A 23,669-nucleotide genomic window follows, 5' to 3' on the forward strand; every position below is an offset into this window, starting at 1 on the left:
GCCGATGCTACGGTTGCTTTCGTGCCTGTAGGAGCGGCCCATGGCCGTGATCGCCCAGCGCTACCGTCAAAGCCCGACGATGGCGCTGTCCGGCCTCTTGATTCCCCGCGTGGAAACCTCCTGTCATCGCCCCCCAGGAACATCTCGGCGCCCGCTCCGGTCGGTTGCAGGAGAGGGGTGAGTCCGTGCGCGTCACCGTTCGGTAAAGATCATGGATTTAACATTGATCTCTGAGGCGTCTGGCCCTAAAGTTCGCGCCCGAACGTCCATGCTGGAAACGATCCATCCGGCTCAAGTACCGACGACGAGACAGCGAGGTCAACGCCAGTACGCGTTGACCTTTTTGCTTTCGGCGATGTGCCTTGGGAAGTAGGCGAACCAAAGTGGGGAAACGGATTAGGCGTTCAGAACACCCCCTCCTTCAATTTGTTCTGCCCATCGGGAGTCCGACGCATGTCCATCAAGGTCGAAGATTACTATTCTCGCGAAACCTTCCAGAAGATGAAGGCCTTCGCCGACCAGCAGGAAACCCCCTTCGTCGTCATCGACACCGCCACCATCGGCCGGGCCTATGACGATCTCGTTGGCAACTTCCCGTTCGCCAAGATCTATTACGCGGTCAAGGCCAACCCGGCCATCGAGATCACCGAGTTGCTGCGCGACAAGGGCTCGAACTTCGACATCGCCTCCATCTACGAGCTGGACAAAGTGTTGTCCACCGGGGTCGAGCCGGAGCGTATCAGCTACGGCAACACCATCAAGAAATCCAAGGACATCCGCTACTTCTACGAGAAGGGCGTGCGCATGTTCGCCACCGACTCCGAGGCCGACCTGCGCAACATCGCCAAGGCCGCCCCGGGCTCGCGCATCTATGTGCGGATCCTCACCGAAGGCTCCAACTCCGCCGATTGGCCGCTGTCGCGCAAGTTCGGCTGCCAGCCCGACATGGCCCTGGATCTGCTGATCCTGGCCCGCCAGCTGGGCCTGGAGCCCTACGGCATCTCCTTCCACGTCGGCAGCCAGCAGCGCGACATCGACGTCTGGGACGCCGCCATCGCCAAGGTCAAGGTGATCTTCGAGCGCCTCAAGGAAGAAGACGGCATCACCCTGAAGATGATCAACATGGGCGGTGGCTTCCCGGCCAACTACATCCAGCGCACCAACAGCCTGGAGACCTATGCCGAGGAGATCATCCGCTTCCTCAAGGAAGACTTCGGCGACGAACTGCCGGAAATCATCCTGGAGCCGGGTCGTTCGCTGATATCCAACGCCGGCATCCTGGTCAGCGAAGTGGTGCTGGTGGCGCGCAAGTCGCGTACCGCCGTCGAGCGCTGGGTCTACACCGACGTGGGCAAGTTCTCCGGCCTGATCGAAACCATGGACGAATCCATCAAGTTCCCGATCTGGACCGAGAAGAAGGGCGAGATGGAAGAAGTCGTCATCGCCGGGCCGACCTGCGACAGCGCCGACATCATGTACGAGCACTACAAGTACGGCCTGCCGCTGAACCTGGCCAGCGGTGACCGCCTGTACTGGCTGTCCACCGGTGCCTACACCACCAGCTACAGCGCGGTGGAATTTAACGGCTTCCCGCCGCTGAAGGCCTTCTACCTCTAAGGTCTTCCCGCGGTAGTCGAGCCCGCGTCCCATCAGGGACGCGGGCTTTTTCATGCCTGTGGAAAAGCCCTGTGTCAGGCGGTTTTCCGGATTGTTAAGAATAATTTACATTCGCTATGGATTTGATAATCGTTTGCAAATAGAATCGCGCCGCATTCACATAAGGAGGCGGCCCGCCATCATGTCCAAGGAAATGTCCTCGCTGTCCCAGCGCCGTTTGCTGGTTTCTACCTTCAGTGTCGCCGTCGCTTCGCTGTCCCTCGGGGCTCAGGCCCAGGACGCCAAGGAGCCGGTGACCCGATTGGAAAGTCTGACCATCGAAGGTCAGGCGCAGCAGGAAGGCTTCAAGGCCGAGCAGTCCGCCTCGCGCAAGTACACCGCGCCCCTGCTGGACACCCCCCAGACCGTCACCGTGGTGCCGGCGCAGGTCATCCAGGACCAGCAGGCCCTGAGTCTGAGATCGGTGCTGTCCAACGTGTCCGGCATCACCTTCAACGCCGGCGAGGGCGGTGGTGGCTCCGGCGACAGCATCAATATCCGCGGCTTCAGCGCCAACTCGAACATCCAGATCGATGGCCTGCGCGACAGCACCCAGACCAACCGTACCGACACCTTCAACCTGGAGTCGGTCGAGGTCATCAAGGGCCCCAACTCGGTGTTCGGCGGCGCCGGCACCACCGGTGGCTCCATCAACCTGATCAGCAAGAAGCCCCAGGAGCGCCAGTTCACCCGCATCGGCGCGGGCCTGGGCACCGACAGCTATCGCCGCCTGACCCTGGACACCAACCAGCCGTTGCAGGGCGTGGGTACCGACAGCGCCTTCCGCCTGAATCTGATGGCGCACGAGAACGACGTGCCCGGCCGCGACCAGATCGATCGCGAGCGCTGGGGCATCGCGCCGTCGCTGGCCCTGGGCCTGTCGGACGATACCCGCCTGACCCTGAGCTACTTCCATCAGACCGACAACAACCAGCCCGACTACGGGGTGCCGGCGCTCAACGGCAAGCGCCTGGGCGGGGTGGATCGCGATGCCTATTTCGGCTTCAAGAACATCGACAAGGAAGACATCAACAACAATGTCTTCACCGTGGAGCTGGAGCACCGCTTCAACGACAACCTGAGTCTGCAGAACCTGACCCGCTACAGCCGCATCGAGCGCGACGTGGTGATCTCGGCGTCCCACGTCAACCTGGGTGGCGTGGCCGCGGGTCGCTATCGCCCGGCCGGTCCCCAGGGCTATGGCCGCGACGTGACCTCGGAGATGTGGATCAACCAGACCAACCTGACCGGCAATGTCGATACCTTCGGCCTGGGTCATTCCTTCGTGCTGGGCGCCGAGTTCTCCCGCGAGGACTACGACCGCGACACCTACAGCTATGGCCTGACCTTCCCGGCCGCCGGCTATTCCCTGGCTGCGCCGCCGGAGCGCTATGACGGCGCGACCGACAAGCAGACCTCGGCCATCGCCAACAACGTGCTGACCGACAAGGCGCTCTATGCCTTCGACACCATTGCCCTCAACGACTACTGGGATCTGAACCTGGGCCTGCGCTACGACTGGTTCGATGGCGACAGCGACACCACCCCGGTCGCCAACGGCGTGCGCGGCGCCAAGACCAAGCTCAGTTCCGATGACGCCAAGTTGAGCGGGCGCGCCGGCCTGGTGTTCAAGCCGGCTCCGAACGGCCGGGTCTACGTGGCCTATGGCACCTCCTTCAATCCCTCGGCGGAAAGCCTGACCTCCACCGGCGCCGGGTTGAGCGCCGCCAACCAGGATCTGGGTCCGGAAAAGAACAAGACCTGGGAGCTGGGCACCAAGTGGGAATTCCTCGACAAGCGCCTGGAGCTGGACGGCGCGCTGTTCCGCGTCGAGAAGAGCAATGCGCGGGAAACCCTGGTCGACGGCAGCACCGCCCTGGCCGGCAAGCAGCGCGTGCAGGGCATCGAGCTGGGCGCCACCGGACGGATCACTCCGCAGTGGAACGTCTACGCCAACTTCACCTTCCTCGACAGCGAGACGCTCAAGGCCGCCGACACCCTGGACGGCCGCAATCGTGAAGGCCAGGCGCTGGCCAACACTCCGCCGCGTTCGCTCAATCTCTGGACCACCTATGAGCTGCCGGCCGGCTGGCGGGTGGGCTATGGCGCCCGCTACGTCAGCGAGCGCAACGTCACCTCCAGCAACGACGGCGCCAAGCTCGACGACTACTGGCTGCACAACGCCATGGTCGGCTATCGCGTCAATCGCAACGTCGACCTGCAGCTCAACGTCAACAACGTCTTCGACAAGGACTATGTGGAGCGGGTGCGCTCGCAACTGGGCGTAAGCACCCGGTCGTCGGCCATCGAATACGGCGATGCCCGTTCCGCCATCCTGACCGCGACCTACAGCTTCTGAGGTCGCCTGCAGCAACCGAAGCCCTGCCTGCGCAGGGCTTTCGGCGTTAGAGGGGAATCACCATGATGATCAGCGTTCCGGGCGTGCTGACGCCCGAGCAGGTAAGGGAATGCCGGGAGCGGCTGGAGGCGGCCGCCTGGGCCGATGGCCGGCACACGGCCGGTTTCCAGTCGGCCATGGCCAAGGACAATCTGCAGCTGCCGGCGGACGAGCCGGCGGCGCGCGCGGTGGGCGAGCTGATCCAGCAGGCGCTGGCACGGCATCCGCTGTTCGTCGCCGCGGCGCTGCCGGCACGGGTGTTTCCGCCGCTGTTCAATCGCTACCAGGGCGGCCAGTCCTTTGGCCTGCACGTGGACAATGCCCTGCGGCCGCTACCGGATGGCAGCGGCTACCTGCGCACCGATCTGTCGGCCACGCTGTTCTTCTCCGAGCCGGACGAATACGACGGTGGCGAGCTGGTAGTGGAAGACACCTATGGCGCCCACAGCGTCAAGCTGGCGGCAGGCGATCTGATCCTCTATCCGGCCAGTAGCCTGCACCGGGTGCTGCCGGTCACCCGCGGTACCCGGCTGTGTTCCTTCTTCTGGATCCAGAGCCTGGTGCGCGACGCCGGCCAGCGCGGCCAGCTGTTCGAACTGGACCAGGGTATCCAGCGGGCGGCGGCCGAGCTGGGGCAGGGCCACGAGGCCTGCCTGCAGCTGACCGGTGTCTATCACAACCTCCTGCGGCTGTGGGCCCAGCCCTGATCCGCGGGGGTCTGTTCCAGCTGCACAGCCTGCTCGGGCTGGCGGCGGGCCTGGTGCTGGTGGTGCTGGGGGTGACGGGGGCGCTCTACAGCTTTCAGCTGGAGTTGCTGGAACTGCTCAATCCGCCGCCCACCGCCGCGACGCCGGACCAGCGCCCGCTGACACTGCCGGAAGTGCGGCAGCGCCTCGTGCCGCCGGACCGGGAGCTGAGCTTCGTCTCCAGCATGGCGGGGGAGGGCTACGGCCTGCTCGGCCTGGCGCCGGCGAGCGGCCAGGGCCGTGGCGAGGTGCTGCTGTTCGATCGCTACACCGGCGAGGTGCTGAAGGCGCCGCGCGGCCAGGGATTCTTTCGCCTGGTCCTGGACCTGCACCGCTCCCTGGCCCTGGGACCGGTAGGCAAGGCCCTGACCGGGGCCGCCACCCTGATCCTGCTGGTGCTCTGCCTGTCCGGCCTCTATCTGCGCTGGCCGCGCCAGGCAGGGCGCTGGCGCACCTGGCTGACCCTCGACTGGGCGCGCCGGGGGCGGAGTTTCCACTGGGACCTGCACGCCGTGGCGGGCACCTGGTGCCTGCTGGTCTATCTGCTGGCGGCGCTGACCGGTCTGTACTGGTCCTATGACTGGTATCGCCAGGCCAGCGAGCGATTGCTGGGGGAGGCGCCGGAGCCCCGGATCAGCGGCGTGGTGGCGCGCCAGGACGTGGACCTGGATGCGCTCTGGCAGAGCTTTCGGCAGGAAACCGGCGGACAGGTCGAGGGCTATGGCCTGCTGCTGCCCAATCCGGCGCGCAAGGTCAGTCAGCCGACCCTCTGGTACCTGCCCGACGAGGCCGAGCATGTCCGTGCCCTCAATCGCATCGTCTTCGATGGTGCGGGACGGGTGTTCGATCACCGCCGCTACAGCGAACAGCCGCTCGGCGCTCGGCTGCTGCTCAGCGTCTATGCGCTGCATTCGGGCGAGTATTTCGGTCTGGCCGGACGGGTGGCCCTGGCGCTCGCCAGCCTGGCCATGCCGCTGTTCATGGTGACCGGCCTCTGGCTCTATCTGGACCGCCGCCGCAAGCGTCGCCAGGCGCACCAGGCCCGGCGCGGCCTGCTGCCGGCCACGCCGGGCGCCGCCGACTGGCTGATCGGCTATGCCAGCCAGAGCGGCCAGGGCGAGGCGCTGGCCTGGCAGGCCGCCGGCCAGTTGCAGGCGGCGGGACTCAGCGCCGAAGTGGTCGCACTCGGACGGCTCTCGGTCGAGCGCCTGCAGCAGGCCACCCAGGCGCTGTTCGTCGTCGCCACCCACGGCGATGGCGAGGCACCGGACGCCGCCCGTGGCTTCGAACGACGGATGCTGACCCAGACCGCGCTGCCGAATCTGAACTTCGGGGTGCTGGCCCTGGGCGACCGCCGCTACCCGGCCTATTGCGCCTTCGCCCGGCGGCTGGATGCCTGGCTCGCCAGGCAGGGCGCGCGGCCGCTGTTCGCCCCGGTGGAGGTGGACAATGGCGACGCTCGGGCGCTCGCGCTCTGGCAGGGTCGACTCCAGGCCCTGGGCGCCGTGGCCATCGAGCCAGCGGTCGAGCGGCCACTGCGGGCCTGGCCGCTGCTAGCGGTGCAGCCGCTCAATGCCGGCAGCCCCGGTGGAGCCGTCTTCGAGCTGCAGCTGTTGCCGCCGCCCGAGAGCAGTTGGGCACCCGGCGATATCCTCGAAATTGCGCCGCGCCAGGGCGCCGAGCGCGTGGCGGCCTGGTTGTCGCCCCTGGGGCTGGCCGCGGACAGCGTGGTGGTGGGCGACGGCGTCAGCCAGACCCTCGCCGCGGCCCTGGACACCCGCCTGTTGCCGAAAGACCAGGCCGCGCTGGCGGGCCTGGACGCCCAGGCGCTACTCGACGCTCTGGTGCCACTCGCCGTGCGCCAGTACTCCATCGCCTCGTTGCCCGATGAAGGCGCGCTGCGATTGCTGGTGCGCCAGCAGCGCAAGGCGGACGGTCGCCTGGGCATCGCCTCCGGCTGGCTGACCTCAGGGCTGAGGCCGGGCGATGCGGTGCAGGCGCGGCTCCGCGCCCATCCGGGCTTCAGACCGCCGCTGGACCAGCGCCCGCTGATCCTGATCGCTGCCGGTACCGGACTGGCCGGGGTGCGCCCGCTGCTGGCTGCGCGTATCGCCGCCGGGTACCGGCGCAACTGGCTACTGTTCGGCGAACGCACGGCGGCCCACGACGATTTCTATGGGGCGGAGCTGGATGCCTGGCAGGCGCGGGGCGAGCTGGCCCGTCTGGACCGGGTGTTCTCGCGGGACGGCGACGGCTATGTGCAGGACCGCCTGCGTGAGCAGCGCAAGCGGCTGCTGGACTGGCTGGCGGCGGATGCCGTGATCATGGTCTGCGGCAGCCTGCCGGGCCTGGGGCGCAGTGTCCAGGCGACCCTGGCGGCGCTGCTCGGCGAGGCCGAGGTCCAGCGGCTGACCGACGAACAGCGCTACCGTCGCGATCTCTACTAGGCCTAGGCCCGGGCGATGCACCAGACGCCAGCACCGATCAGCGCCACGCCGGCCAGCTTGCCGAGGGTGACCGGATCTTGGCGAAAGCCGGCCCAGCCGAAGTGATCCAGGCTCAGCGACATGGCCAGCTGCCCGGCGATCACCAGCGCCATGAACAGGGTGGCGCCGATGCGCGGCCCGGCGAAGGCGGCCATGGCGATAAAGAACATGCCCAGCAGGCCGCCGCACCAGTGCCACCAGTGCAGGTCGCGCAGGACACCCAGGGTAGGGACACCACGCTGCCAGAGGGTCAGGCCCAGCAGGGCGACGAGACCGACCATGAAGGAAATGGACGCCGCGGCGAAGACGCTGCCGAGGTGCCGGGCGAGTTGACCGTTGATGCCGGCCTGCAGCGGCAGGCAGGCACCGGCGATGAAGGGCAGGACGAGCAGCCACCAGACGGGCATCGACAGGACTCCAGGAAAAAGGGGGCGCAGTATGCCCCAGTGGGTGGGCGAAGCGGTCGAACCGGCGACCTCCGGTCGGGCTCCAAGCTCTATCGAATTGCGGAGCGACCGCCATGACGCCACGGGTGGAAAAGCCTCTGCCAATCCGCGAGGAGCCGGGCCTGCAACGCTGGATCTGGCGCTGCGAGCGGCTGGGCTGGGTGTTGCTGGGCCTGTTCGTCGCCCTGGCCCTGGCCGGCCTGTTTGCCAGCGGCGGGCCCTGGGCCACGGCGACCCGGGTCAGCGCGGATGGCCAGCTCCGGGTCGAATACGAGCGCTTCCAGCGCCGCGGTGCGCCGGCGACCCTGACCCTGGAACTGGCACCCGGCCTCGACCGCATCGGCCTGGATGAACGCCTGGTGGCCGACTGGACGGTGGAAGCCCTCTATCCCCAGCCGCTGCGCATGACCAGCAGCGACGGGGTGCTCTGGCTCGATCTGGCACCGGGAACGGGGTCGAGTCGACTGCACCTCGCCTTGCGCCCGGACCGCCTGGGCACCGTCGACTGGCGCATTCTGCGAGCCGGCCAGCCACCGCTGGCACTCTCCGCCTTCATCTATCCCTAGGGAATTGCCATGGAATCCGTCCTGCGCGCCGCCGCCCTCTACGCCTTTCTGCTGGTGCTGTTTCGCATCACCGGACGGCGGGCGCTGTCGGAGATCACCACCTTCGATTTCGTCCTGTTGCTGGTGATCGGTGAGGCGACCCAGCAGGCGCTGCTAGGCGACGATTTCTCGGTGATCAATGCCTTCGTGGTGATCGCCACCCTGGTGCTGATCGACATCCTGCTGTCGCTGTTCAAGGAGCGTTCGCCCCGGGTCGGGCGCTTTCTCGACGGGGTGCCGCTGATCGTGGTGGAGTACGGCAAGCCGTTGACGGAGCGACTGCGCAAGGCCCGCCTCACCGAGGAAGACATCCTCGAGGCGGCGCGGCAGAGTCAGGGGCTGGAACGGCTGGAGCAGATCCGCTTCGCGGTGCTGGAAAAGAACGGCCAGATCTCGGTGATACCCGAGCCGGAAGAAAAGTGACCGGACGTGAAAGCAGGAAGGGCAGGATGAGCCTGCCCTTCGCCCTGGCCTGGATCAGGCCGGATTACTGCTGGCCGCCACCGCCGCTGTTCTGACCGCCCTTGCGGCCGGCCTCGGAGGCTTTCTCACGGTCATTGGCGAAGTTGCCGCCACTGTTCTCGCCGCCCTTGCGCCCGGCTTCGGCGGCGCGCTCGGGGTCATTGGCGAAGTTGCCACCACTGTTCTGTCCGCCCTTGCTGCCCGCCTCGGCGGCGCGCTCGGGATCGTTGGCGAAGTTGCCCCCGCTGTTCTGCCCACCTTTGCTGCCGGCTTCGGCGGCCTTTTCGCGATCGTTGGCGAAGTTGCCGGGATTGGAGTTGTTGGTGCTCATCGTGAATTCCTCTTGATCGTGGGACGAAGGAGCCGGGTCCACCCGGACGTGGCTCCGCTACAAGGAGGGAAGCGCCTAGCGGCTACCACCCTTGCGTCCGGCTTCGGAGGCTTTCTCGCGATCGTTGGCAAAGTTGCCCCCGCTGTTCTGGCCGCCCTTGCGCCCGGCCTCGGCAGCCTTTTCGCGATCATTGGCGAAGTTGCCGGGATTGGAGTTCGAATTCTTGGTGGTCATGGTCGCTCTACCTCTTTTGGGAATGTAGTGCAGAACACATTGCCTGCCCTGGTATTGAGGAGCGGACGCGGCGAGGTTTCCCGGCCAGGGGATGGGTGGTCGCAGGCCATGGGCCACTACCAGGTCTGTATCTAAATTCGGCCGAGGCGCTGTCCAACCTTGCCGCTGGGTTGGACGGAGCAGAGAAGCTGTGCGAAGTGAAAAAGCCTGGACGCAGCGGCGCCGCTGCGTCCAATGCCTGTGGCTCTTACCTTGTACGACGGGTGGCAACGATTCTAGAAACCGTCGATGGGAATCTTCAGGTAACGGCGACCATTGGCCTCGGCGGGCGGCAGGGTGCCGGCGCGGATGTTCACCTGGATCGCCGGCAGGATCAGCGTCGGCATGGACAGGGTGGCATCACGGCGGGTGCGCAGGGCGACGAAGGCGTCTTCGTCCACTCCGTCGCGGACATGCACGTTGAGGGCGCGCTCTTCACCCACGGTGGTCTCGTGGCGCGCTTCGCGGCCGGCGGGCGGATAGTCGTGGCACAGATAGAGGCGCGTGGCCTCGGGCAGGGTCAGCAGCCGGCGGATCGAACGATAGAGGTCGCGAGCGCTGCCGCCGGGGAAGTCGCAGCGCGCCGAGCCGACATCGGGCATGAACAGGGTGTCGCCGACGAAGACATGCTCCTCTTCCACCTGGTAGGCCATGTCGGCCGGAGTGTGGCCGGGCACGTGCAAGGCGCGGGCGGTCAGGGCGCCGATGTGGAAGACCTCGTCGGGCTGGAACAGGTGATCGAACTGGGAGCCGTCGAGGCGGAATTCCGGCTCCAGGTTGAAGACGTCCTTGAAGGCGCCCTGGACCCGGCGGATGCCCTCGCCGATGGCGATGTGCCCGCCCAGTTGCCGCCGCAGATAGGGCGCGGCGGAGAGGTGGTCGGCGTGGGCATGGGTCTCCAGCAGCCACTCCACCGTCAGCCCCTGATCGCGCACGAAGCGGGCGACGCGATCCGCCGACAGGGTGGCGGTGCGGCCCGAATGCGGATCGTAGTCCAGCACCGAGTCGATGATGGCGCAGCGACTGCCGGGGGCTTCGTAGATCACATAGGTGAAGGTGGACGTGGTGGCGTCGAAGAAGGGTTCGATGCGCGGAGTCATGACCGGGCCTCGTCAAGCTGTGGGATGTCCCACCTTACCACGGGGCTCCGCCGCTCCGCGGCGTGCCTCGACGCCGCAGCCCGTATGGACTACCGCAGACCGTTCGTCGCCCGGCAACGGAATTGCAACGGATGCAACAGGATGTTTCGATACCTCCGAGGTAACGTTCGCCGGTCAATCGCCGCTGCATCGAGGTCAAGCGTGTCTACATCCGGATCCCTGGCCAAGTCGGCGGCGCGGCCCCTGCGATTCGCCCTCGTCGGTGCTGCGGCCACTGGAGTACACATGGCCGTCGCTGCCCTGCTGTTGGGGGGATGGAATTGGCCAGCCTATATCGCCAACCTGGGCGCCTTTCTGGTCGCTTTCGGCGTTTCCTATCTGGGTCATCGCTATCTGACCTTCGCCCGTGCCGGCTCGCCCTGGCGCTTCCTGCTGGTGGCGCTGGCCGGCTTTGGCCTCAACAATTTGCTGCTGACCGGCTTGCTTGCCTGCGGTGTGCCGGTCCTCTATGCGCTCCTTGCCGCCACCGCCCTGGTGCCGGTATTCAGCTATCTGCTGTCGTCCCTGTGGGTGTTCCGATGAGCGATGCCGTGAAGCTTTCCCTGGTGGTGCCGGTCTTCAATGAAGAGCTGGCTATCGCGCTTTTTTACCAGGCAGTCTGCATCCATCCCGAGCTGTCGCGGCACGACCTGGAGCTGTTGTTCGTTGACGATGGCAGCCGCGACGGCAGCGCCCGAGTGCTGGAGCGCCTGCAACGAGAAGATCCGCGCGTGGTGCTGCTGCAGCTGTCGCGCAATTTCGGCAAGGAGGCGGCGCTGTTCGCCGGCATCGAGCACGCCAAGGGTGACGTGGTGATACCGCTGGACGTAGATCTGCAGGACCCTCTGGACGTCATCCCGCGGTTGCTCGAACAGTGGCAGCAGGGCGCCGACGTGGTGCTGGCCAAGCGCGTCAATCGCAGCAGCGACAGCCCGCTCAAGCGGCTGACCGCCGAGGGCTTCTATCGCCTGCACAATCGCATCGCGCAGACGCCCATCGAAGAGAACGTCGGCGATTTCCGGCTGATGAGTCGCGAGGTGGTAGACGCCATCCGCGAACTGCCCGAGCGCAACCTGTTCATGAAGGGCATTCTCTCCTGGGTGGGTTTCGACACCCGGGTGGTGGAATATGAGCGCGCGCCGCGCAGTGCCGGCTCGAGCAAGTTCAACGGCTGGAAACTGTGGAACCTGGCGCTGGAGGGCTTCACCTCCTTCAGCACCGTGCCGCTGCGACTCTGGACCTACCTGGGAGGTTTCGTCGCCCTGGTGTCCCTGGCCTACGCCGGCTATCTGATCTTCGAGAAACTGGCCTTTGGCAACCGGGTACCCGGCTATCCCTCGTTGATGACCGCCATCCTGTTCTTTGGTGGTGTCCAACTGATCGGCATCGGTGTACTGGGTGAGTACATCGGTCGCATCTATATCGAGACCAAGCGGCGACCGCGTTATGTGCTCAAGCGCGGGGCAAAGCGCGATGCCTAGTACCGCGCCTGCTGCATCTCCTTCAAGCGACTCAGGGTGCGGCGGAAGGGGAATTCCAGAAAGCCGCGGGTGTACAGCTGATCCAGGGGCACGGCGGCCTCCAGGTAGAGCGGGCGGCGGCGGTCGTAGGCTTCGTCGACCAGGGCGATGAAGCGGCGCACGGCGTCGTCCTGGGGCGCCAGGCGGGGCAGTTCGCGGTCGCCGGCCAGGACCCGCGTCGCGCCGTCTTCGGTGCCGCGGGCGATGCGGCCCGCACGGGGATCGCCGGACAGGCAGGGCACGCCGCTCAGCAACAGGGCGGGGAAGCGGGTGCAGAGATCCATGTAGTCGGTGGTGGCCCAGGCGCCCTGGCAGAGCACGGCGAAATCCAGCCAGATCGCGCTGGAGGCCCGCTGCACCACGGGCAGCGGGCGCTCGCCGAGGATCAGGGGCGCGGTCGTCACGGCTTCCCCCGCGGTGAGGCGGGCAAAGGTCGTGGCGAGGGCGGTGGGATCGTCCACACAGAAGCGCGGTTCGGCTTGGCCTTGGTGCAGGCGGTGGTCCTGGCCGCCGTCCACCTCCAGCACTTCCAGGTGTGCCTGCAGGGCGGCGATGGCGGGCAGCAGGCGCTCGCGATTGAAGCCGCCGGCATAGAGCTGCTCCGGCGGCTGGTTGGAGGTGATTACCAGCACCAGACCTTGGTCCAGCAGGGCGCGCAGCAGGCCGCCCACCAGGATGGCATCGCCGATGTCGCTGACGAAGAGTTCGTCAAAGCACAGCACCCGCACCTCGGCGGCCAGCTCCCGGGCCAGCACCTGCAGGGGATCGCGGGTGCCGGCAAGCTGGAACTGACGCTGGTGCACCCAACGCATGAAGTGGTGGAAGTGCTGCCGGCGGGCGGGCACCTGCAGACTGGCGTGGAACAGGTCCAGCAGCCAGGTCTTGCCGCGCCCGACCGGCCCCCAGAGATAGAGGCCGCGCGTCGGCCGACCCGCCAGCAGCGCCGCGTGGCAGGCTTCCAGGCGCAGGACAGCGGCCTCCTGGGCGGCATCGGGCAGGCGTTCGCCCTGGGCCAGGGCGTGGTGGTAGGCGGCGAGGGGGGAGGGTGCGGTGGTCATGGTCGCCACTCTAGTCTCCGTGTTGACGCCAGACCATGCCCCGGCGGAATGACGTGAGTCCTTTATAGCGTTTGAAGGCGGGCGGCCGCGGTTCGATAGTGCGAGACGATCCCTGCCGGACGCTTCCGGCACCTCTTTTCGCCTGTCTGGAGCCCTGTCATGGCCGCCGATTCGACCCTGCACCTCGCCCACTGCCTCGCCTCCGTGGGCGTCTCCGAGATCCTCAAGATCACCGAACGCGCCAATGCCCTGCGCCGCCAGGGCGTCGATCTGCTCGTGCTGGGGGCGGGCGAGCCGGACTTCGATACCCCGGAGCACATCAAGGAGGCGACGATCCAGGCCATCCGCGCCGGCCAGACGAAGTACACGGTGCTCGACGGCAGCCCGGCGCTCAAGGAGGCCATTCGCCGCAAGTTCGCCCGGGAGAACGATCTGGTGTTCGCCCAGGACGAGGTGACCGCCTCGGCCGGGGCCAAGCAGGTGATCTTCAACGCCATGATGGCGACCCTGGACCCGGGCGACGAGGTGATCATCCCCGCGCCCTTCTGGGTGACCTATGCCGACATCGTCACCATCCTCGGCGGCACGCCGGTGGTGCTGCCGTGCCGTGAGGAGGATGGCTTCCGCCTGACCGCCGAAGCCCTGGAGGCGGCCATCACCCCGCGCACCCGCTGGGTGATGCTCAACTCGCCCTCCAACCCCTCGGGGGCGGCCTATGGCGAGGAACACTATCGCCCGCTGCTGGAGGTGCTGCTGCGCCATCCGCAGGTCTGGCTGATGGTCGACGACATGTACGAGCACATCCTCTACGACGGCTTTCGCTTCGTCACTCCGGCCGCGCTGGAGCCACGGGTGCGCGAGCGGACCCTGACCATCAACGGCGTCTCCAAGGCCTATGCCATGACCGGTTGGCGCCTGGGCTATGCCGGCGGACCCAAGGCGCTGATCCAGGCCATGGCCAGTGTGCAGAGCCAGGTGACCTCCTGCCCCTGCTCGGTCAGCCAGGCCGCGGCCATCGCCGCCCTGGATGGGCCGCAGGACATCGTGCGCGAGCGCTGCGAGCTGTTTCGCCAGCGGCGGGATCTGGTGGTGGACGCGCTGAACGCGGTGCCGGGCCTGTCGGCGCGGCGGCCCGAGGGGGCCTTCTATGTCTACGCCAGTTGCGCGGGGGTCTTGGGTCGGCGGACGCCGGGCGGGGAGCTGATCGACAGCGATACGGCCTTTGCCCGCTACCTCATGGACGAGGGCGGGGTGGCGGTGGTGCCAGGCTCGGCCTTTGGCCTGGCGCCTTACTTCCGGGTTTCCTACGCCACCTCGCGCGAGGTGCTGGAGGAAGCCTGCCGCCGGATCGCCGAAGCGACCCGGCGGCTGCTGGCCTGATCAGCCGGCCGGCGGGGTATCCAGGGTCTGCAGCGAGTTGGCATCGGCGCCGAGGGCGCTGACCCGGAAGGCACGGCCCTGGGCATTGGCCACCAGCTCGCCGCGGACGGCTACGGTCTGACCGGGCTTGAGCAGCGCTTGCAGGCGCAGGGCTTCATGGGGCGGCAGGCGCAGGGCGGTACCGTCCTGCAGCAGGGCGCCGTTCACGTCGCCACGGGGACCGTGCAGCAACTGGACGATCTGGCCCTGGAGACTGTCGCCATCGCGCTCGGTGCCCGGTGCCGGGGGTGCCGGCGGACGGCGACCAGCCACGCGATCGGGGCCTTCGTCGGTGACCGTCTTGCCGGTCTGGACGTTGGTCAGGGACACCGCCTGGACCAGCGGCAGGCTGGCGGCGCGCAGACCGGCGACGTTGATGCTGTCACCCGGCTTGAAGGTGGCGGCCAGTTGCTCGGACAGGTGCGGCGGGGTGTTGACCTCGGTGCCGTCGGCCAGGATCAGGCCGTCGATATCGCCGCGGGGATTGAGCAGGAACTGCTTGAGCTGGCCCTGCTGGGTAGGGATCTGGGCGCTGGCCGCGGTGGTGGAGGCGGTGCTGCCGGCGGGTGCGGTTTGTGCCAGGACGAGGCCGCTGACGGACAGCAGGGCGAAGGTCCCGATCACGAGGGTTTGGGTCTTGGTAGGCATGGATGACTCCTGCGGTGGTTGACGATCAGGATATTGCAGGGCCTGTGCCAACTTTTATTTTCTATATAAATCAATACCTTGCGATTTATGGAGACCGTTCGAGCCAGGCATTGCGTCCGGCTGGCGGACATACCTGTCGGCAAAGCGGACAGCCTAAGAGCCTGTCCAAAGTCTGCTGCGCGTCGGCCAAACGGCGTTGAAAATGGCTTCGGAATGCTCATTTACCACTCGTAAACTCCGCTTCCTCAGTCATTTTCGCCTTGTTTGTCTCTAGCTCGCGAGACTTTGAATAGGCTCTAAGCGGGACTGTCGTCTGCGCCGACACCCAGGCCCAGCCGACTCAGCTTGGTGTAGAGCAGCTGGCGATGGATGCCCAGGCGGCGGGCCGCTTCGGCGCGATTGCCGCCGCTGCGCTGCAGGGCGCGCTCGATCAGCAGGCGTTCCAGGCGCGCGGTGGCTTCGGCCAGGGTCTCCTCCGGCCAGCTGGCGTCGATGGCCACCTCATCCGGGGTCTCGCCCTGCAGGAAGGCCAGGTCGGCGGCGACGATGCGTTCGCCCTGGGCCAGGGTCGCGGCGCGCTGGATGGCATTGCGCAATTCGCGCACGTTGCCCGGCCAGGGGTGGCGCAAGAGCAGGGCGGCGGCATCGTCCGCCAGGACGCGGCCGCTGGGGGCGAGGAAGTGTTCGGCCAGCGGCAGGATGTCGGCCCGCCGCTCGCGCAGCGCCGGCAGGTGGATGGGTACCACGTGCAGGCGATAGAAGAGGTCTTCGCGGAAGTCGCCGCTGGCGACCCGCTGGGCCAGGTCGCGGTGGGTGGCGGCCACCAGGCGCACGTCCAGGCGCACCGGCGCGCCGCCCACCGGCGTCACCTCGCGTTCCTGCAGGGCGCGCAGGATCTTGGCCTGCATCGGCAGCGGCATGTCGCCGATCTCGTCGAGAAAGAGGGTGCCGCCCTGGGCTTCGCGAAAGGCGCCGAGGCGATTGGTGGTGGCCCCGCTGAAGGCGCCGCGCACATGGCCGAAGAGTTCGCTTTCCAGCAGATCCGGCGGGATGGCCGCGCAGTTGACCGCGACGAAGGGCGCCCCGCGTCTCTTGCCATGCTCGTGGATGGCCCGGGCCACCAGTTCCTTGCCGGTGCCGGTCTCGCCGGTGACCAGCACCGTGGCCTCGCTGTCCACCAGGCGGCCGATGGTCTTCTGCACCTGGCGCAGGGCGTCGCTGCCGCCCACCAGGGTATGGCCCTCGACCGCCGCCGGTGGCGCGCTGGCCGGACCGCGCTGGGCGGTCATGCCGGCCAGTACCCGGATCAGCTCGTCACGGCCGATGGGCTTGGTGAGATGATCGAAGGCGCCCAGGCGCATGGCCTCGATGGTGTTGCCGGCACTGGCGAAGGCGGTCAGCACCGTGACCGCCGGTGGTTCGGGGAGGGCGCGAATGCGCGCCAGCACCTCCAGGCCATCCAGCCCGGGCATGCGCAGGTCGAGTAGCACGGCGTCCACCGCCTCCTGCGTCAGGAGCTGCAAGCCCGCTTCGCCCCCGTCGGCCTGCAGCACCCGGTAGCCCTGGTCCGCGGCGGTTTCCGCCAGGGCGTCGCGCAGACCGGCGTCGTCATCGATGATCAGCAGGGTTGGCATGGCAGGAGGATCTCGAAGCGCGTGGGAAGGGAGGGATCGATCAGTCGCGCCTCGCCGCCGTGGGCGCGGGCGGTCTCGCGGACCAGGGCCAGGCCCAGGCCGGTGCCCTCCGGGCGACCGGTGACGAAGGGCTCGAAGAGCTGGGCGCGCAACTCGGCGGGTGGCCCCTGGCCTTCGTCTTCCACCGCCAGCACCAGCCAGTCGCCGCGCCGGCTGGCATCGAGACGGATTTCGCTGTCTGCCGGGGCGGCCTGGAGGGCGTTGAGCAGCAGGTTGTCCAGGGCGCGGGCCAGGGCGTCGCGATCGAACCAGCCCTCATCGACGGCCACCCGGGCGGTCAGGCGGATGCCGCGCTGGACGGCCTGGTCTTCGTGACCGGCCAGCACCTCGCGGCAAAAGGCCGGCAGCGCGATGACAGTGGGTTGCAGGTGCAGCGGCTGGGTGAGGTCGAGCAGGCGGCGCAACAGGCGGTCCAGCCGGGTGACCTGGGTGAGGATGGCGTCCAGCGCCTTCTGCTGCCGGCCGCTGTCGCCGGCCAGGGCGTTCTCGGCCTTGAGGCGCATGGCGGCCAGGGGGTTGCGGATCTCGTGGGCGACCCCGGCGGCCACCCGACCGAGGGCGGCCAGCCGTTCACTGGCGTGGACCTGGGTGGTCAGTCGCTGGGCCTCGTCCCGGGCCTGGGTCAGGCGCTGCCCGGCCTGGTTGAGCGCCGCCAGCACCCGGTCCAGCTCGCGTTCGCCAGTCAGGGCGAGGGTGGGTAGGTCGTGGCTGGCATTGGCGCCCAGATCGCGCTCGACCCGCGCGACATGGCGCGACCACTGCCAGGTGAGTCGGCCGAGCAGCAGGGTGGCGGCGAGCATGGCCAGCAGTATCAGGCCCAGGCCCAGTTTCAGCTGGCGCTGCCCGCTGCCCTCGGCGAAGGTCAGGCGGGTCAGGGTCCAGGCGGCGAGATCGGCAATGGGCCCGGACAGCGGGCAGGCGGCTACCAGCACCGTGGCGCCGTCCGCGCTGAAGCTGTCGCTCAGGCTGCGTGCCTCGGCCAGGGTCGCGGCGGCGAGATCGGCCAGGTGCTGGCGTTCGGCGGCGGTCAGGGGGAAGGGACTGGCATCGGCCAGCAGTCCCGCCTGTTCCTGCCAGAGGCCCCCGGCCATGCCGCGATAACGCAGCAGGGCGACACTGGCCACGCCCCCGAGACTGCGCTGCAGCGCCGGGTCGGCGAGGCCCGCGGTAGGGCCGGACCAGCCATTGCTGTAGAAGCGATAGCTGCTGGCGATGGCCTGGCAGGCCTGCTCGGCTTCCACCGTGGCCTGGCCGAGCTGGGCGCTTTCCGACTGGCGCAAGAGCAGGATCATCAGCCAGCCGACCCCGACGGCCATGCCGCCGAGCATCAGCAGCAGGGCAATCAGGCGACTGCGCAGCGATCCGAACATGGGCTTTCTCTTCCAGGCCTTGGCCTGGATAGAGTGCCACACCCGTGTGGAGTTCGCGGCGCAGAGCGGGTGTCAGCCGCGCCGGCCGAATTCGGCTTCCTGCGCGGTCCAGCCGGCGACCCTGTCGCTAAGCGACAGCCCCAGGCCCGGGCGGGTCGGCACCAGCATCCGCCCGTCACGGGTTTCCAGGCGTTCGTTGAACAGCGGCTCCAGCCATTCGAAGTGTTCCACCCAGGGCTCGGTGGGGTAGGTGGCGGCCAGGTGCACATGCAATTCCATGGCGAAGTGCGGCGCCAGCATCACGCCGGCCTGCTCGGCCAGCGCAGCCACCTTGAGGAAGGGCGTGATACCGCCCACCCTTGGCGCGTCGGGCATCAGGAAGTCGGCACCGCGCAGACGAATGAATTCCTGGTGTTCGGCAATGCTGGTGAGCATCTCGCCGGTGGCGATGGGGGTATCGAAGGCCGCGGCCAGGGCGGCGTGGCCCTCGGCGTCGTAGCAGTCCAGCGGTTCCTCGATCCAGATCAGGTTGAATTCCTCGAAGCGCCGGCACATCCGCTGGGCGGTGGGTCGGTCCCATTGCTGGTTGGCGTCGACCATCAGCGGGAAGCTTTCGCCCAGGTGGCGGCGCACGCGGGCGACGCGCTCAAGGTCCAGGGCGCAGTCGGGCTGGCCGACCTTGAGCTTGATGCCGCCGATGCCTTTTTCCCGGGAAAGATCGGTGTTCACCAGCAACTGCTCCAGTGGCGTGTGCAGGAAGCCGCCGGAGGTGTTGTAGCAACGCACCGAGTCGCGCTGGGCGCCCAGCAGGCGCGCCAGGGAAAGGTTGGCGCGACGGGCCTTGAGGTCCCAGAGGGCCACGTCGAAGGCGCCGATGGCCTGGGTGGCGAGGCCGCTGCGACCCACCGAGGCGCCGGCCCAGCAGAGCTTGGTCCAGAGTTTCTGGATGTCGCTGGGATTCTCGTCGAGCAGCACCGGGGCGATTTCCCGGGCGTGGGCGAACTGGCCCGGGCCACCGGCGCGCTTGGAATAGCTGAAGCCCAGGCCACGCTGGCCGTCGCGGGTCTCGATCTCGACGAAGAGGATGGCGATCTCGGTCATCGGCTTCTGCCGGCCGGTGAGCACCTTGGCGTCGCTGATGGGGGTGGCCAGCGGCAGGAACACGGAAGCCACACGGACCCAGGCGATGCGGTCCTGGTCGGCGCTGTAGGAGGTGTCGGTCATGGGGAAAGTCTCCGGGGTGAGGGATCAGGGGCGGGTGGCAGGCAGGGCGGTGTCTGTGGTGGCGGATGGCTCGTCGTTGAGCTCGCCCAGGTCCAGGCGCTTGAGCGGGCCGACGATGACCAGGTAGGAGAAGGCGCCGAGCAGGCCCATGGCGGCGACGTAGGTGAGGGCCACGTCGAAGGAGCCGAGCTGGTTGATCATCAGGCCGATGGCCAGCGGGGTGACGATGCTGGCGATGTTGCCGCAGAAGTTGAAGATGGCCCCGCTCACGCCCATGGCGCGCTTGGGCGAGACGTCGCCGACGATGCACCAGCCGAGGTTGCCCACGCCCTTGGCGAAGAAGGCGATGGACATCACCAGGGTGACCAGGGCGATGGACTGGGTGTAGTTGGCCACCACGATGCTGCTGGAGAGCAGCAGGCCGACGATGATCGGCGTCTTGCGCGCGGCGGTGAGGCTGTAGCCGCGGCGCAGCATGCCGTCCGACCAGAGTCCGCCGAGAACGCCGCCCAGGCAGCCGGCCACCGGCGGGATGGCGGCGATCAGGCCGACCTTGAGCATTGTCAGGCCCTTGGCCTCGACCAGGTAGGTGGGAAACCAGGTGAGGAAGAACCAGGTGATGGTGGTCAGGCAGAACTGCCCCAGGTAGATGCCCAGCATCATGCGATTGCCGCTGATGGCCTTGAAGGTGCGCCAGCTGAAGGGCGCCCGGGTGTCGCCCAGGTCGGGCAGACCGCCGCCGGCCTCGATGTGGTCCAGCTCGCTCTGGCTGACCCTTTCGTCGTGCCGGGGCTCCTGCACGGTGGCGAACCACAGCAGGCCGATGAGGATGCCGGCGCCGCCCGTCCAGAAGAATACGTGCTCCCAGCCGAACTGGTTGAGCAGGATCACCATCAGCGGCGTGAACACCGCCAGGGCGAAATACTGCGCCGACTGGAAGATGGCGGTGGCCAGGCCGCGCTCCTGGCGCGGGAACCACATCACCGTGAGGCGATTGTTGGCCGGAAAGGCCGGCGACTCCGCCACCCCCATCAGAAAGCGCAGCACGAACAGAGCCAGTAGTGCCGAGGAGAAGAATTCGACGTAGCCCTGCAGGAAGGTCAGCGCCGACCAGAGAATCAGGCTGGCGCCCAGCACCAGGCGCGAGCCGAAGCGATCGAGCACGATGCCGCCGGGAATCTGCATGGCGGTATAGGCCCAGCCAAAGGCCGAGAAGGCAAGACCCATGGCCACGGCGTCGAAACCGAGGTCGTGACGCATGGCCGGTGCGGCGATGGAGAGGGTGGCGCGGTCGACGTAGTTGAATACCGTGACCAGGAAAATCATCGCCAGGACCAGATAGCGGACGTGGGTCCGCCGCGACGGAGCGGTGGGGTTGCGCATTGTTATTGTCCTTTTCAGCGGGCAAAGCCGGCGGCGAGGCCGGCACCTGCAGGAGGACGCTAAGCTGATTACGCAATCATTCAAGCGTCAGCGCGTGCTCTCGCGCATGACCAGTTCGAAGCCGGTATCCCGTCGCAGCCGTGTCTCCGCGCCTGCCAGCCGGGCGAGCAGGGCCTCCGCGGCCTGGGTGCCCATCTCGGCTCCGCGCACGTCCACGGTGCTCAGCGCCGGGATCAGATGGGCGGCGCTGGCCAGGTTGCCGAAGCCCATCACGGCCAGCTCCTCCGGGACCCGCAGGCCGCGCGCATGGGCTTCGGCCAACGCCCCGTGGGCGAGGGTATCGGAGCTGCAGACCACCACCTCGGGGCAGGCGCCAACGTCGAGCAGGCGGGCCAGGCCCTGGCGACCCAGTGCCGGGGTGGCCGGCGGTGGCAGGCTGACATCGGCTGGCGCGGCCAGGCCCTGGATGGCCAGTTCGTCGCGTAAGGCATCGCGGCGCAGCCGTCCGCGGGGATCGTCCAGGGTCAGGCTGGCGAAGTGGCGATAGCCGCGCGCCAACAGCGCCCGGGCGACGGCCTGGCCTACCGCGACATGGGAAAAGCCCACCAGCATGTCGAGCGGCCGCTCGCCCTGGTCCCAGCACTCCACCAGCGGAATGCCGGCCTGGGACAGGCGTAGTCGGCTGGCGGCCGTGTGCAGGGTGCCGGTCAGCACCATGGCATCGGGGCGGCGGCGCAACAGGGCATCAAGCAGCTGCTCCTCGCGTTCGGTGGAATAGTCGGTCAGGCCCAGCAGGGTCTGGTGGCCGGCCTCGGTCAGGGTCTGCATGAGCGCCTGCACGGTGTCGGCGAAGATGGAATTGACGATGGTGGGCACCAGGATGGCGATCAGCCGACTCTCCTGGGGCGCGCTGCCAGTGGTGAGCATGGCCGGCTGGTAGCCGCTCTCGCGCACCGCGCGAAAGACTTTCTCACGCAATGCCGGGCGGACGATCTCCGGCTGGTTGAGGGTGCGCGAGACCGTGATCGGTGAGACCCCAGCCAGGCGCGCCACGTCCTTGAGGGTCGGCGGCTTGCCATCGGGGCGGCCAGGCCAGGGCGAGGTGTTGCGATCACCGGACAAGAGCGACTCCGCGACAGGAGAGGAAAGCCTGATTCTGCCGAGTCATACGATGACTCTCAAGGCAGACCAGCCACAGACGTACAAGCCAGACCCCGGGCGCGCTGGCTAGCCTGGGTCTCCGTCTCGAAGCCTGGCAGGTGCCCCTTGGAAATCGTCCTCTATGCCTTCAGCGTCATCTACAGCCCTGGCCCGGTAAACGCCCTGGGCCTCAATGCCGGTCTGCGCGGCCAGGCCCGCCGGGCGCTGGGCTTCTATGCCGGGGTGGGCTGCGCCATGCTGGTGCTCTTTCTGGCGCTGGGCTATGTCGGGGCGGTCGTGGTCTCGGGGGCGCTGCTGCCATGGCTGGCGCTCCTCGGCGGTGGCTATTGCCTGTACCTCGGCTATCGCATCGCCCGGGCCGCGCCGCCGACGGCCGAGGGGGAGGGCGCCGCCACGCGGCTGACCTTTGCCAGCGGCCTGCTGATCCAGGGCCTCAATCCCAAGGCGTGGCTGGCGGTGCTGCCCATCGCCACGGTGATGTTTCCGGCGGCCCAGGTGACCGGGGGCAAGATCGCCCTCTGGTCGCTGCCCCTGGCGCTGTCGGCCTGCGGCGCCCCGGCGAGCTACGCCTTGCTCGGGGCGCTGCTCGGGCGCTACCTGGTGCGGGGACGCGGCTTTCGCGCGGTGAATCGGCTGCTGGGCCTGAGTCTGGTTGGCTGCGCCCTGCTGTTGTTCCACGACGCCTGGCGCGGTCTGCTAGGCTGAGCGCCGGAGGAGTCGCCATGAGCAGCCAGATCGAATTGCCCGGTGCCACGGATTGGGTGAGGCACGCCCCAGCCCATGCCGAGCTGGAGTCCATCGAGGCCTTCTTCAGTGGCCATGCCTTCGACCCCCATCGCCATGCCACCTATGCCATCGGCCGTACCCTGGCCGGGGTGCAGAGCTTTTCCTATCGCGGCGCCCGGACCAACAGCCTGCCCGGCGAGACCATGATCCTGCATCCGGACGAGGTCCATGACGGGCGTGCCGGCGCCGCCGATGGCTTTCGCTATCGCATGGTCTATCTGCCGCCGACCCTGGTGCAGGACATCCTGGGTGGACGGCCCTTGCCCTTCCACCGGGAGGGCGTTTCCCTTGACCCGCGCCTGGCACAGGCCACAGAGGCGGTGTTCGCCGCCCTCGACGCGCAATCCGATGTCCTGGCTCGCGACGACGCCCTCTATGGCCTGGTCGCGACCCTGGCCGAGGTCTGCCAGGCCTGGCCCAGTCGCGGACGGGTGGACTTCGCCGCCGCGCTGCGTGCGCGGGAATACCTGGAGGATCATCTGGACCAGGCGGTCACCCTCGACGACCTGGCCCGTTGCGCCGGTCGGGATCGCTGGAGTCTGACCCGGGATTTCCGTGCCTACTTCGGCACCAGTCCCCATCGCTACCTGACCTTGCGCCGTCTCGACCAGGTACGGCTGCAGGTGCGCCTCGGTCGGGGGCTGGCCGAGGCGGCCGTTGCCGCCGGCTTCTATGACCAGAGTCATATGACGAAACATTTCCGCCAGACCTTCGGCGTGGCGCCGGCGCGCTGGTTTCGCGGGCTGGCGGGAGCACGCGGCGCCACTGTGCTGGCTGGCGTATCCGACCCTTTAGCGCCCCAGCGATTGGTGCGGTAGCACACAGCGGCATGCGCCGTTCCCGCAGCGTCGCCAGCGAAACGAT

Annotated in this window: 20 protein-coding genes and 3 pseudogenes; 11 read left to right on the forward strand and 12 right to left on the reverse strand. The window is 67.8% G+C overall.

What is annotated here, in order from left to right:
- The first annotated feature begins 453 nt into the window (after positions 1 to 453).
- From DBY63_RS02880 to DBY63_RS02895, 4 genes are all read left to right on the forward strand, one after another.
- A complete protein-coding gene (locus DBY63_RS02880; RefSeq protein WP_007159636.1) occupies positions 454 to 1,617 on the forward strand; it encodes a type III PLP-dependent enzyme in 1,164 nt (387 codons plus the stop codon).
- A 181-nt stretch (positions 1,618 to 1,798) separates the two neighbouring features.
- Complete coding sequence (locus DBY63_RS02885; RefSeq protein WP_108581228.1) at positions 1,799 to 4,015, forward strand: TonB-dependent siderophore receptor; 2,217 nt, start codon at positions 1,799 to 1,801, stop codon at positions 4,013 to 4,015.
- Positions 4,016 to 4,077: 62 nt separating this feature from the next.
- Positions 4,078 to 4,761, forward strand: coding sequence for a Fe2+-dependent dioxygenase (locus tag DBY63_RS02890; protein WP_044343107.1), 684 nt, complete (start codon positions 4,078 to 4,080; stop codon positions 4,759 to 4,761).
- Positions 4,761 to 7,247 carry a sulfite reductase flavoprotein subunit alpha gene (locus DBY63_RS02895; protein WP_256594353.1) on the forward strand — a complete coding sequence of 829 codons (2,487 nt, stop codon included), beginning with the start codon at positions 4,761 to 4,763 and terminating at the stop codon, positions 7,245 to 7,247. Before DBY63_RS02890 ends, DBY63_RS02895 begins: the two co-directional genes overlap by 1 nt.
- 2 nt (positions 7,248 to 7,249) lie before the next feature.
- Here the strand turns inward: DBY63_RS02895 and DBY63_RS02900 are convergent, their stop codons facing one another.
- Positions 7,250 to 7,699, reverse strand: a complete 450-nt coding sequence (locus tag DBY63_RS02900) for a DMT family transporter (RefSeq protein ID WP_255211831.1) — start codon at positions 7,697 to 7,699, stop codon at positions 7,250 to 7,252.
- 107 nt (positions 7,700 to 7,806) lie between these two features.
- Here DBY63_RS02900 and DBY63_RS02905 point away from each other — a divergent pair, with 107 nt between their 5' ends.
- A complete protein-coding gene (locus tag DBY63_RS02905) occupies positions 7,807 to 8,298 on the forward strand; it encodes a hypothetical protein (protein WP_108581230.1) in 492 nt (163 codons plus the stop codon).
- Between the two features lie 9 nt (positions 8,299 to 8,307).
- Entirely contained in the window at positions 8,308 to 8,760 is a 453-nt protein-coding gene (locus tag DBY63_RS02910; RefSeq protein WP_108581231.1) for a YetF domain-containing protein, read from the forward strand.
- Positions 8,761 to 8,824: 64 nt separating this feature from the next.
- Here the strand turns inward: DBY63_RS02910 and DBY63_RS25140 are convergent.
- From DBY63_RS25140 to DBY63_RS02925, 4 genes and pseudogenes are all read right to left on the reverse strand, one after another.
- Positions 8,825 to 9,061 (reverse strand): annotated as a pseudogene (locus DBY63_RS25140) (general stress protein); the annotation flags it as partial.
- A pseudogene (locus DBY63_RS25365) lies at positions 9,045 to 9,137 on the reverse strand (hypothetical protein); the annotation flags it as partial. The pseudogenes DBY63_RS25365 and DBY63_RS25140, both read right to left, overlap by 17 nt.
- A gap of 68 nt (positions 9,138 to 9,205) precedes the next feature.
- Positions 9,206 to 9,340, reverse strand: a pseudogene (locus tag DBY63_RS25145) (general stress protein); the annotation flags it as partial.
- A 299-nt stretch (positions 9,341 to 9,639) separates the two neighbouring features.
- The gene (locus DBY63_RS02925; protein WP_108581232.1) at positions 9,640 to 10,503 is read right to left on the reverse strand and encodes an MBL fold metallo-hydrolase; all 864 of its coding nucleotides are present in this window, start codon (positions 10,501 to 10,503) and stop codon (positions 9,640 to 9,642) included.
- A gap of 141 nt (positions 10,504 to 10,644) precedes the next feature.
- Between DBY63_RS02925 and DBY63_RS24855 the strand changes: the two genes are divergently transcribed.
- Complete coding sequence (locus DBY63_RS24855; RefSeq protein WP_223855411.1) at positions 10,645 to 11,085, forward strand: GtrA family protein; 441 nt, start codon at positions 10,645 to 10,647, stop codon at positions 11,083 to 11,085.
- An 8-nt stretch (positions 11,086 to 11,093) separates the two neighbouring features.
- Entirely contained in the window at positions 11,094 to 12,023 is a 930-nt protein-coding gene (locus tag DBY63_RS02935) for a glycosyltransferase family 2 protein (RefSeq protein WP_108581428.1), read from the forward strand.
- Here DBY63_RS02935 and zapE read toward each other — a convergent pair.
- Positions 12,020 to 13,120 (reverse strand): cell division protein ZapE, encoded by a 1,101-nt coding sequence (gene zapE / locus DBY63_RS02940; RefSeq protein WP_108581234.1) that lies wholly within the window; start codon positions 13,118 to 13,120, stop codon positions 12,020 to 12,022. The genes DBY63_RS02935 and zapE overlap by 4 nt on opposite strands.
- Positions 13,121 to 13,279: 159 nt before the next feature.
- On the opposite strand from zapE, the gene DBY63_RS02945 reads away from it, so the two are divergent.
- A complete protein-coding gene (locus DBY63_RS02945) occupies positions 13,280 to 14,500 on the forward strand; it encodes a pyridoxal phosphate-dependent aminotransferase (RefSeq protein ID WP_108581235.1) in 1,221 nt (406 codons plus the stop codon).
- Here the strand turns inward: DBY63_RS02945 and DBY63_RS02950 are convergent, their stop codons facing one another.
- The 6 genes from DBY63_RS02950 to DBY63_RS02975 all read right to left on the reverse strand — a co-directional run bounded on the left by DBY63_RS02950 (position 14,501) and on the right by DBY63_RS02975 (position 21,980).
- A complete protein-coding gene (locus DBY63_RS02950; RefSeq protein ID WP_177411422.1) occupies positions 14,501 to 15,187 on the reverse strand; it encodes a hypothetical protein in 687 nt (228 codons plus the stop codon).
- Between the two features lie 296 nt (positions 15,188 to 15,483).
- Positions 15,484 to 16,821: a sigma-54 dependent transcriptional regulator gene (locus tag DBY63_RS02955; protein WP_108581236.1), complete on the reverse strand. Its 1,338-nt coding sequence runs from the start codon at positions 16,819 to 16,821 to the stop codon at positions 15,484 to 15,486.
- Complete coding sequence (locus DBY63_RS02960; RefSeq protein ID WP_108581237.1) at positions 16,806 to 18,251, reverse strand: ATP-binding protein; 1,446 nt, start codon at positions 18,249 to 18,251, stop codon at positions 16,806 to 16,808. The genes DBY63_RS02955 and DBY63_RS02960 overlap by 16 nt, the downstream gene beginning before the upstream one ends.
- 72 nt (positions 18,252 to 18,323) lie before the next feature.
- Positions 18,324 to 19,475, reverse strand: coding sequence for a mandelate racemase/muconate lactonizing enzyme family protein (locus DBY63_RS02965; protein WP_108581238.1), 1,152 nt, complete (start codon positions 19,473 to 19,475; stop codon positions 18,324 to 18,326).
- Between the two features lie 24 nt (positions 19,476 to 19,499).
- Positions 19,500 to 20,858: an MFS transporter gene (locus DBY63_RS02970; protein ID WP_108581239.1), complete on the reverse strand. Its 1,359-nt coding sequence runs from the start codon at positions 20,856 to 20,858 to the stop codon at positions 19,500 to 19,502.
- Between the two features lie 87 nt (positions 20,859 to 20,945).
- Complete coding sequence (locus tag DBY63_RS02975; protein ID WP_042136235.1) at positions 20,946 to 21,980, reverse strand: LacI family DNA-binding transcriptional regulator; 1,035 nt, start codon at positions 21,978 to 21,980, stop codon at positions 20,946 to 20,948.
- Positions 21,981 to 22,124: 144 nt separating this feature from the next.
- Here DBY63_RS02975 and DBY63_RS02980 point away from each other — a divergent pair, with 144 nt between their 5' ends.
- Together DBY63_RS02980 and DBY63_RS02985 are read left to right on the forward strand one after the other, a co-directional pair.
- A complete protein-coding gene (locus DBY63_RS02980) occupies positions 22,125 to 22,724 on the forward strand; it encodes a LysE family transporter (RefSeq protein ID WP_108581240.1) in 600 nt (199 codons plus the stop codon).
- 17 nt (positions 22,725 to 22,741) lie between these two features.
- Positions 22,742 to 23,623, forward strand: coding sequence for an AraC family transcriptional regulator (locus DBY63_RS02985; RefSeq protein ID WP_256594341.1), 882 nt, complete (start codon positions 22,742 to 22,744; stop codon positions 23,621 to 23,623).
- Positions 23,624 to 23,669 lie beyond the last annotated feature (46 nt).

The sequence above is a fragment of the Pseudomonas sp. RIT411 genome (assembly GCF_003057735.2).
GTDB lineage: Bacteria > Pseudomonadota > Gammaproteobacteria > Pseudomonadales > Pseudomonadaceae > Chryseomonas > Chryseomonas oryzihabitans.

Excerpts from the sequence above, each read along its gene's own strand:
- DBY63_RS02880 (WP_007159636.1), top strand. The coding sequence starts at position 454 with ATGTCCATCAAGGTCGAAGATTACTATTCTCGCGAAACCTTCCAGAAG.
- DBY63_RS02885 (WP_108581228.1), top strand. The coding sequence starts at position 1,799 with ATGTCCAAGGAAATGTCCTCGCTGTCCCAGCGCCGTTTGCTGGTTTCT.
- DBY63_RS02890 (WP_044343107.1), top strand. The coding sequence starts at position 4,078 with ATGATGATCAGCGTTCCGGGCGTGCTGACGCCCGAGCAGGTAAGGGAA.
- DBY63_RS02905 (WP_108581230.1), top strand. The coding sequence starts at position 7,807 with ATGACGCCACGGGTGGAAAAGCCTCTGCCAATCCGCGAGGAGCCGGGC.
- DBY63_RS02910 (WP_108581231.1), top strand. The coding sequence starts at position 8,308 with ATGGAATCCGTCCTGCGCGCCGCCGCCCTCTACGCCTTTCTGCTGGTG.
- DBY63_RS02925 (WP_108581232.1), bottom strand. The coding sequence starts at position 10,503 with ATGACTCCGCGCATCGAACCCTTCTTCGACGCCACCACGTCCACCTTC.
- DBY63_RS24855 (WP_223855411.1), top strand. The coding sequence starts at position 10,645 with ATGTTTCGATACCTCCGAGGTAACGTTCGCCGGTCAATCGCCGCTGCA.
- zapE (WP_108581234.1), bottom strand. The coding sequence starts at position 13,120 with ATGACCACCGCACCCTCCCCCCTCGCCGCCTACCACCACGCCCTGGCC.
- DBY63_RS02945 (WP_108581235.1), top strand. The coding sequence starts at position 13,280 with ATGGCCGCCGATTCGACCCTGCACCTCGCCCACTGCCTCGCCTCCGTG.
- DBY63_RS02950 (WP_177411422.1), bottom strand. The coding sequence starts at position 15,187 with ATGCCTACCAAGACCCAAACCCTCGTGATCGGGACCTTCGCCCTGCTG.
- DBY63_RS02955 (WP_108581236.1), bottom strand. The coding sequence starts at position 16,821 with ATGCCAACCCTGCTGATCATCGATGACGACGCCGGTCTGCGCGACGCC.
- DBY63_RS02960 (WP_108581237.1), bottom strand. The coding sequence starts at position 18,251 with ATGTTCGGATCGCTGCGCAGTCGCCTGATTGCCCTGCTGCTGATGCTC.
- DBY63_RS02965 (WP_108581238.1), bottom strand. The coding sequence starts at position 19,475 with ATGACCGACACCTCCTACAGCGCCGACCAGGACCGCATCGCCTGGGTC.
- DBY63_RS02970 (WP_108581239.1), bottom strand. The coding sequence starts at position 20,858 with ATGCGCAACCCCACCGCTCCGTCGCGGCGGACCCACGTCCGCTATCTG.
- DBY63_RS02985 (WP_256594341.1), top strand. The coding sequence starts at position 22,742 with ATGAGCAGCCAGATCGAATTGCCCGGTGCCACGGATTGGGTGAGGCAC.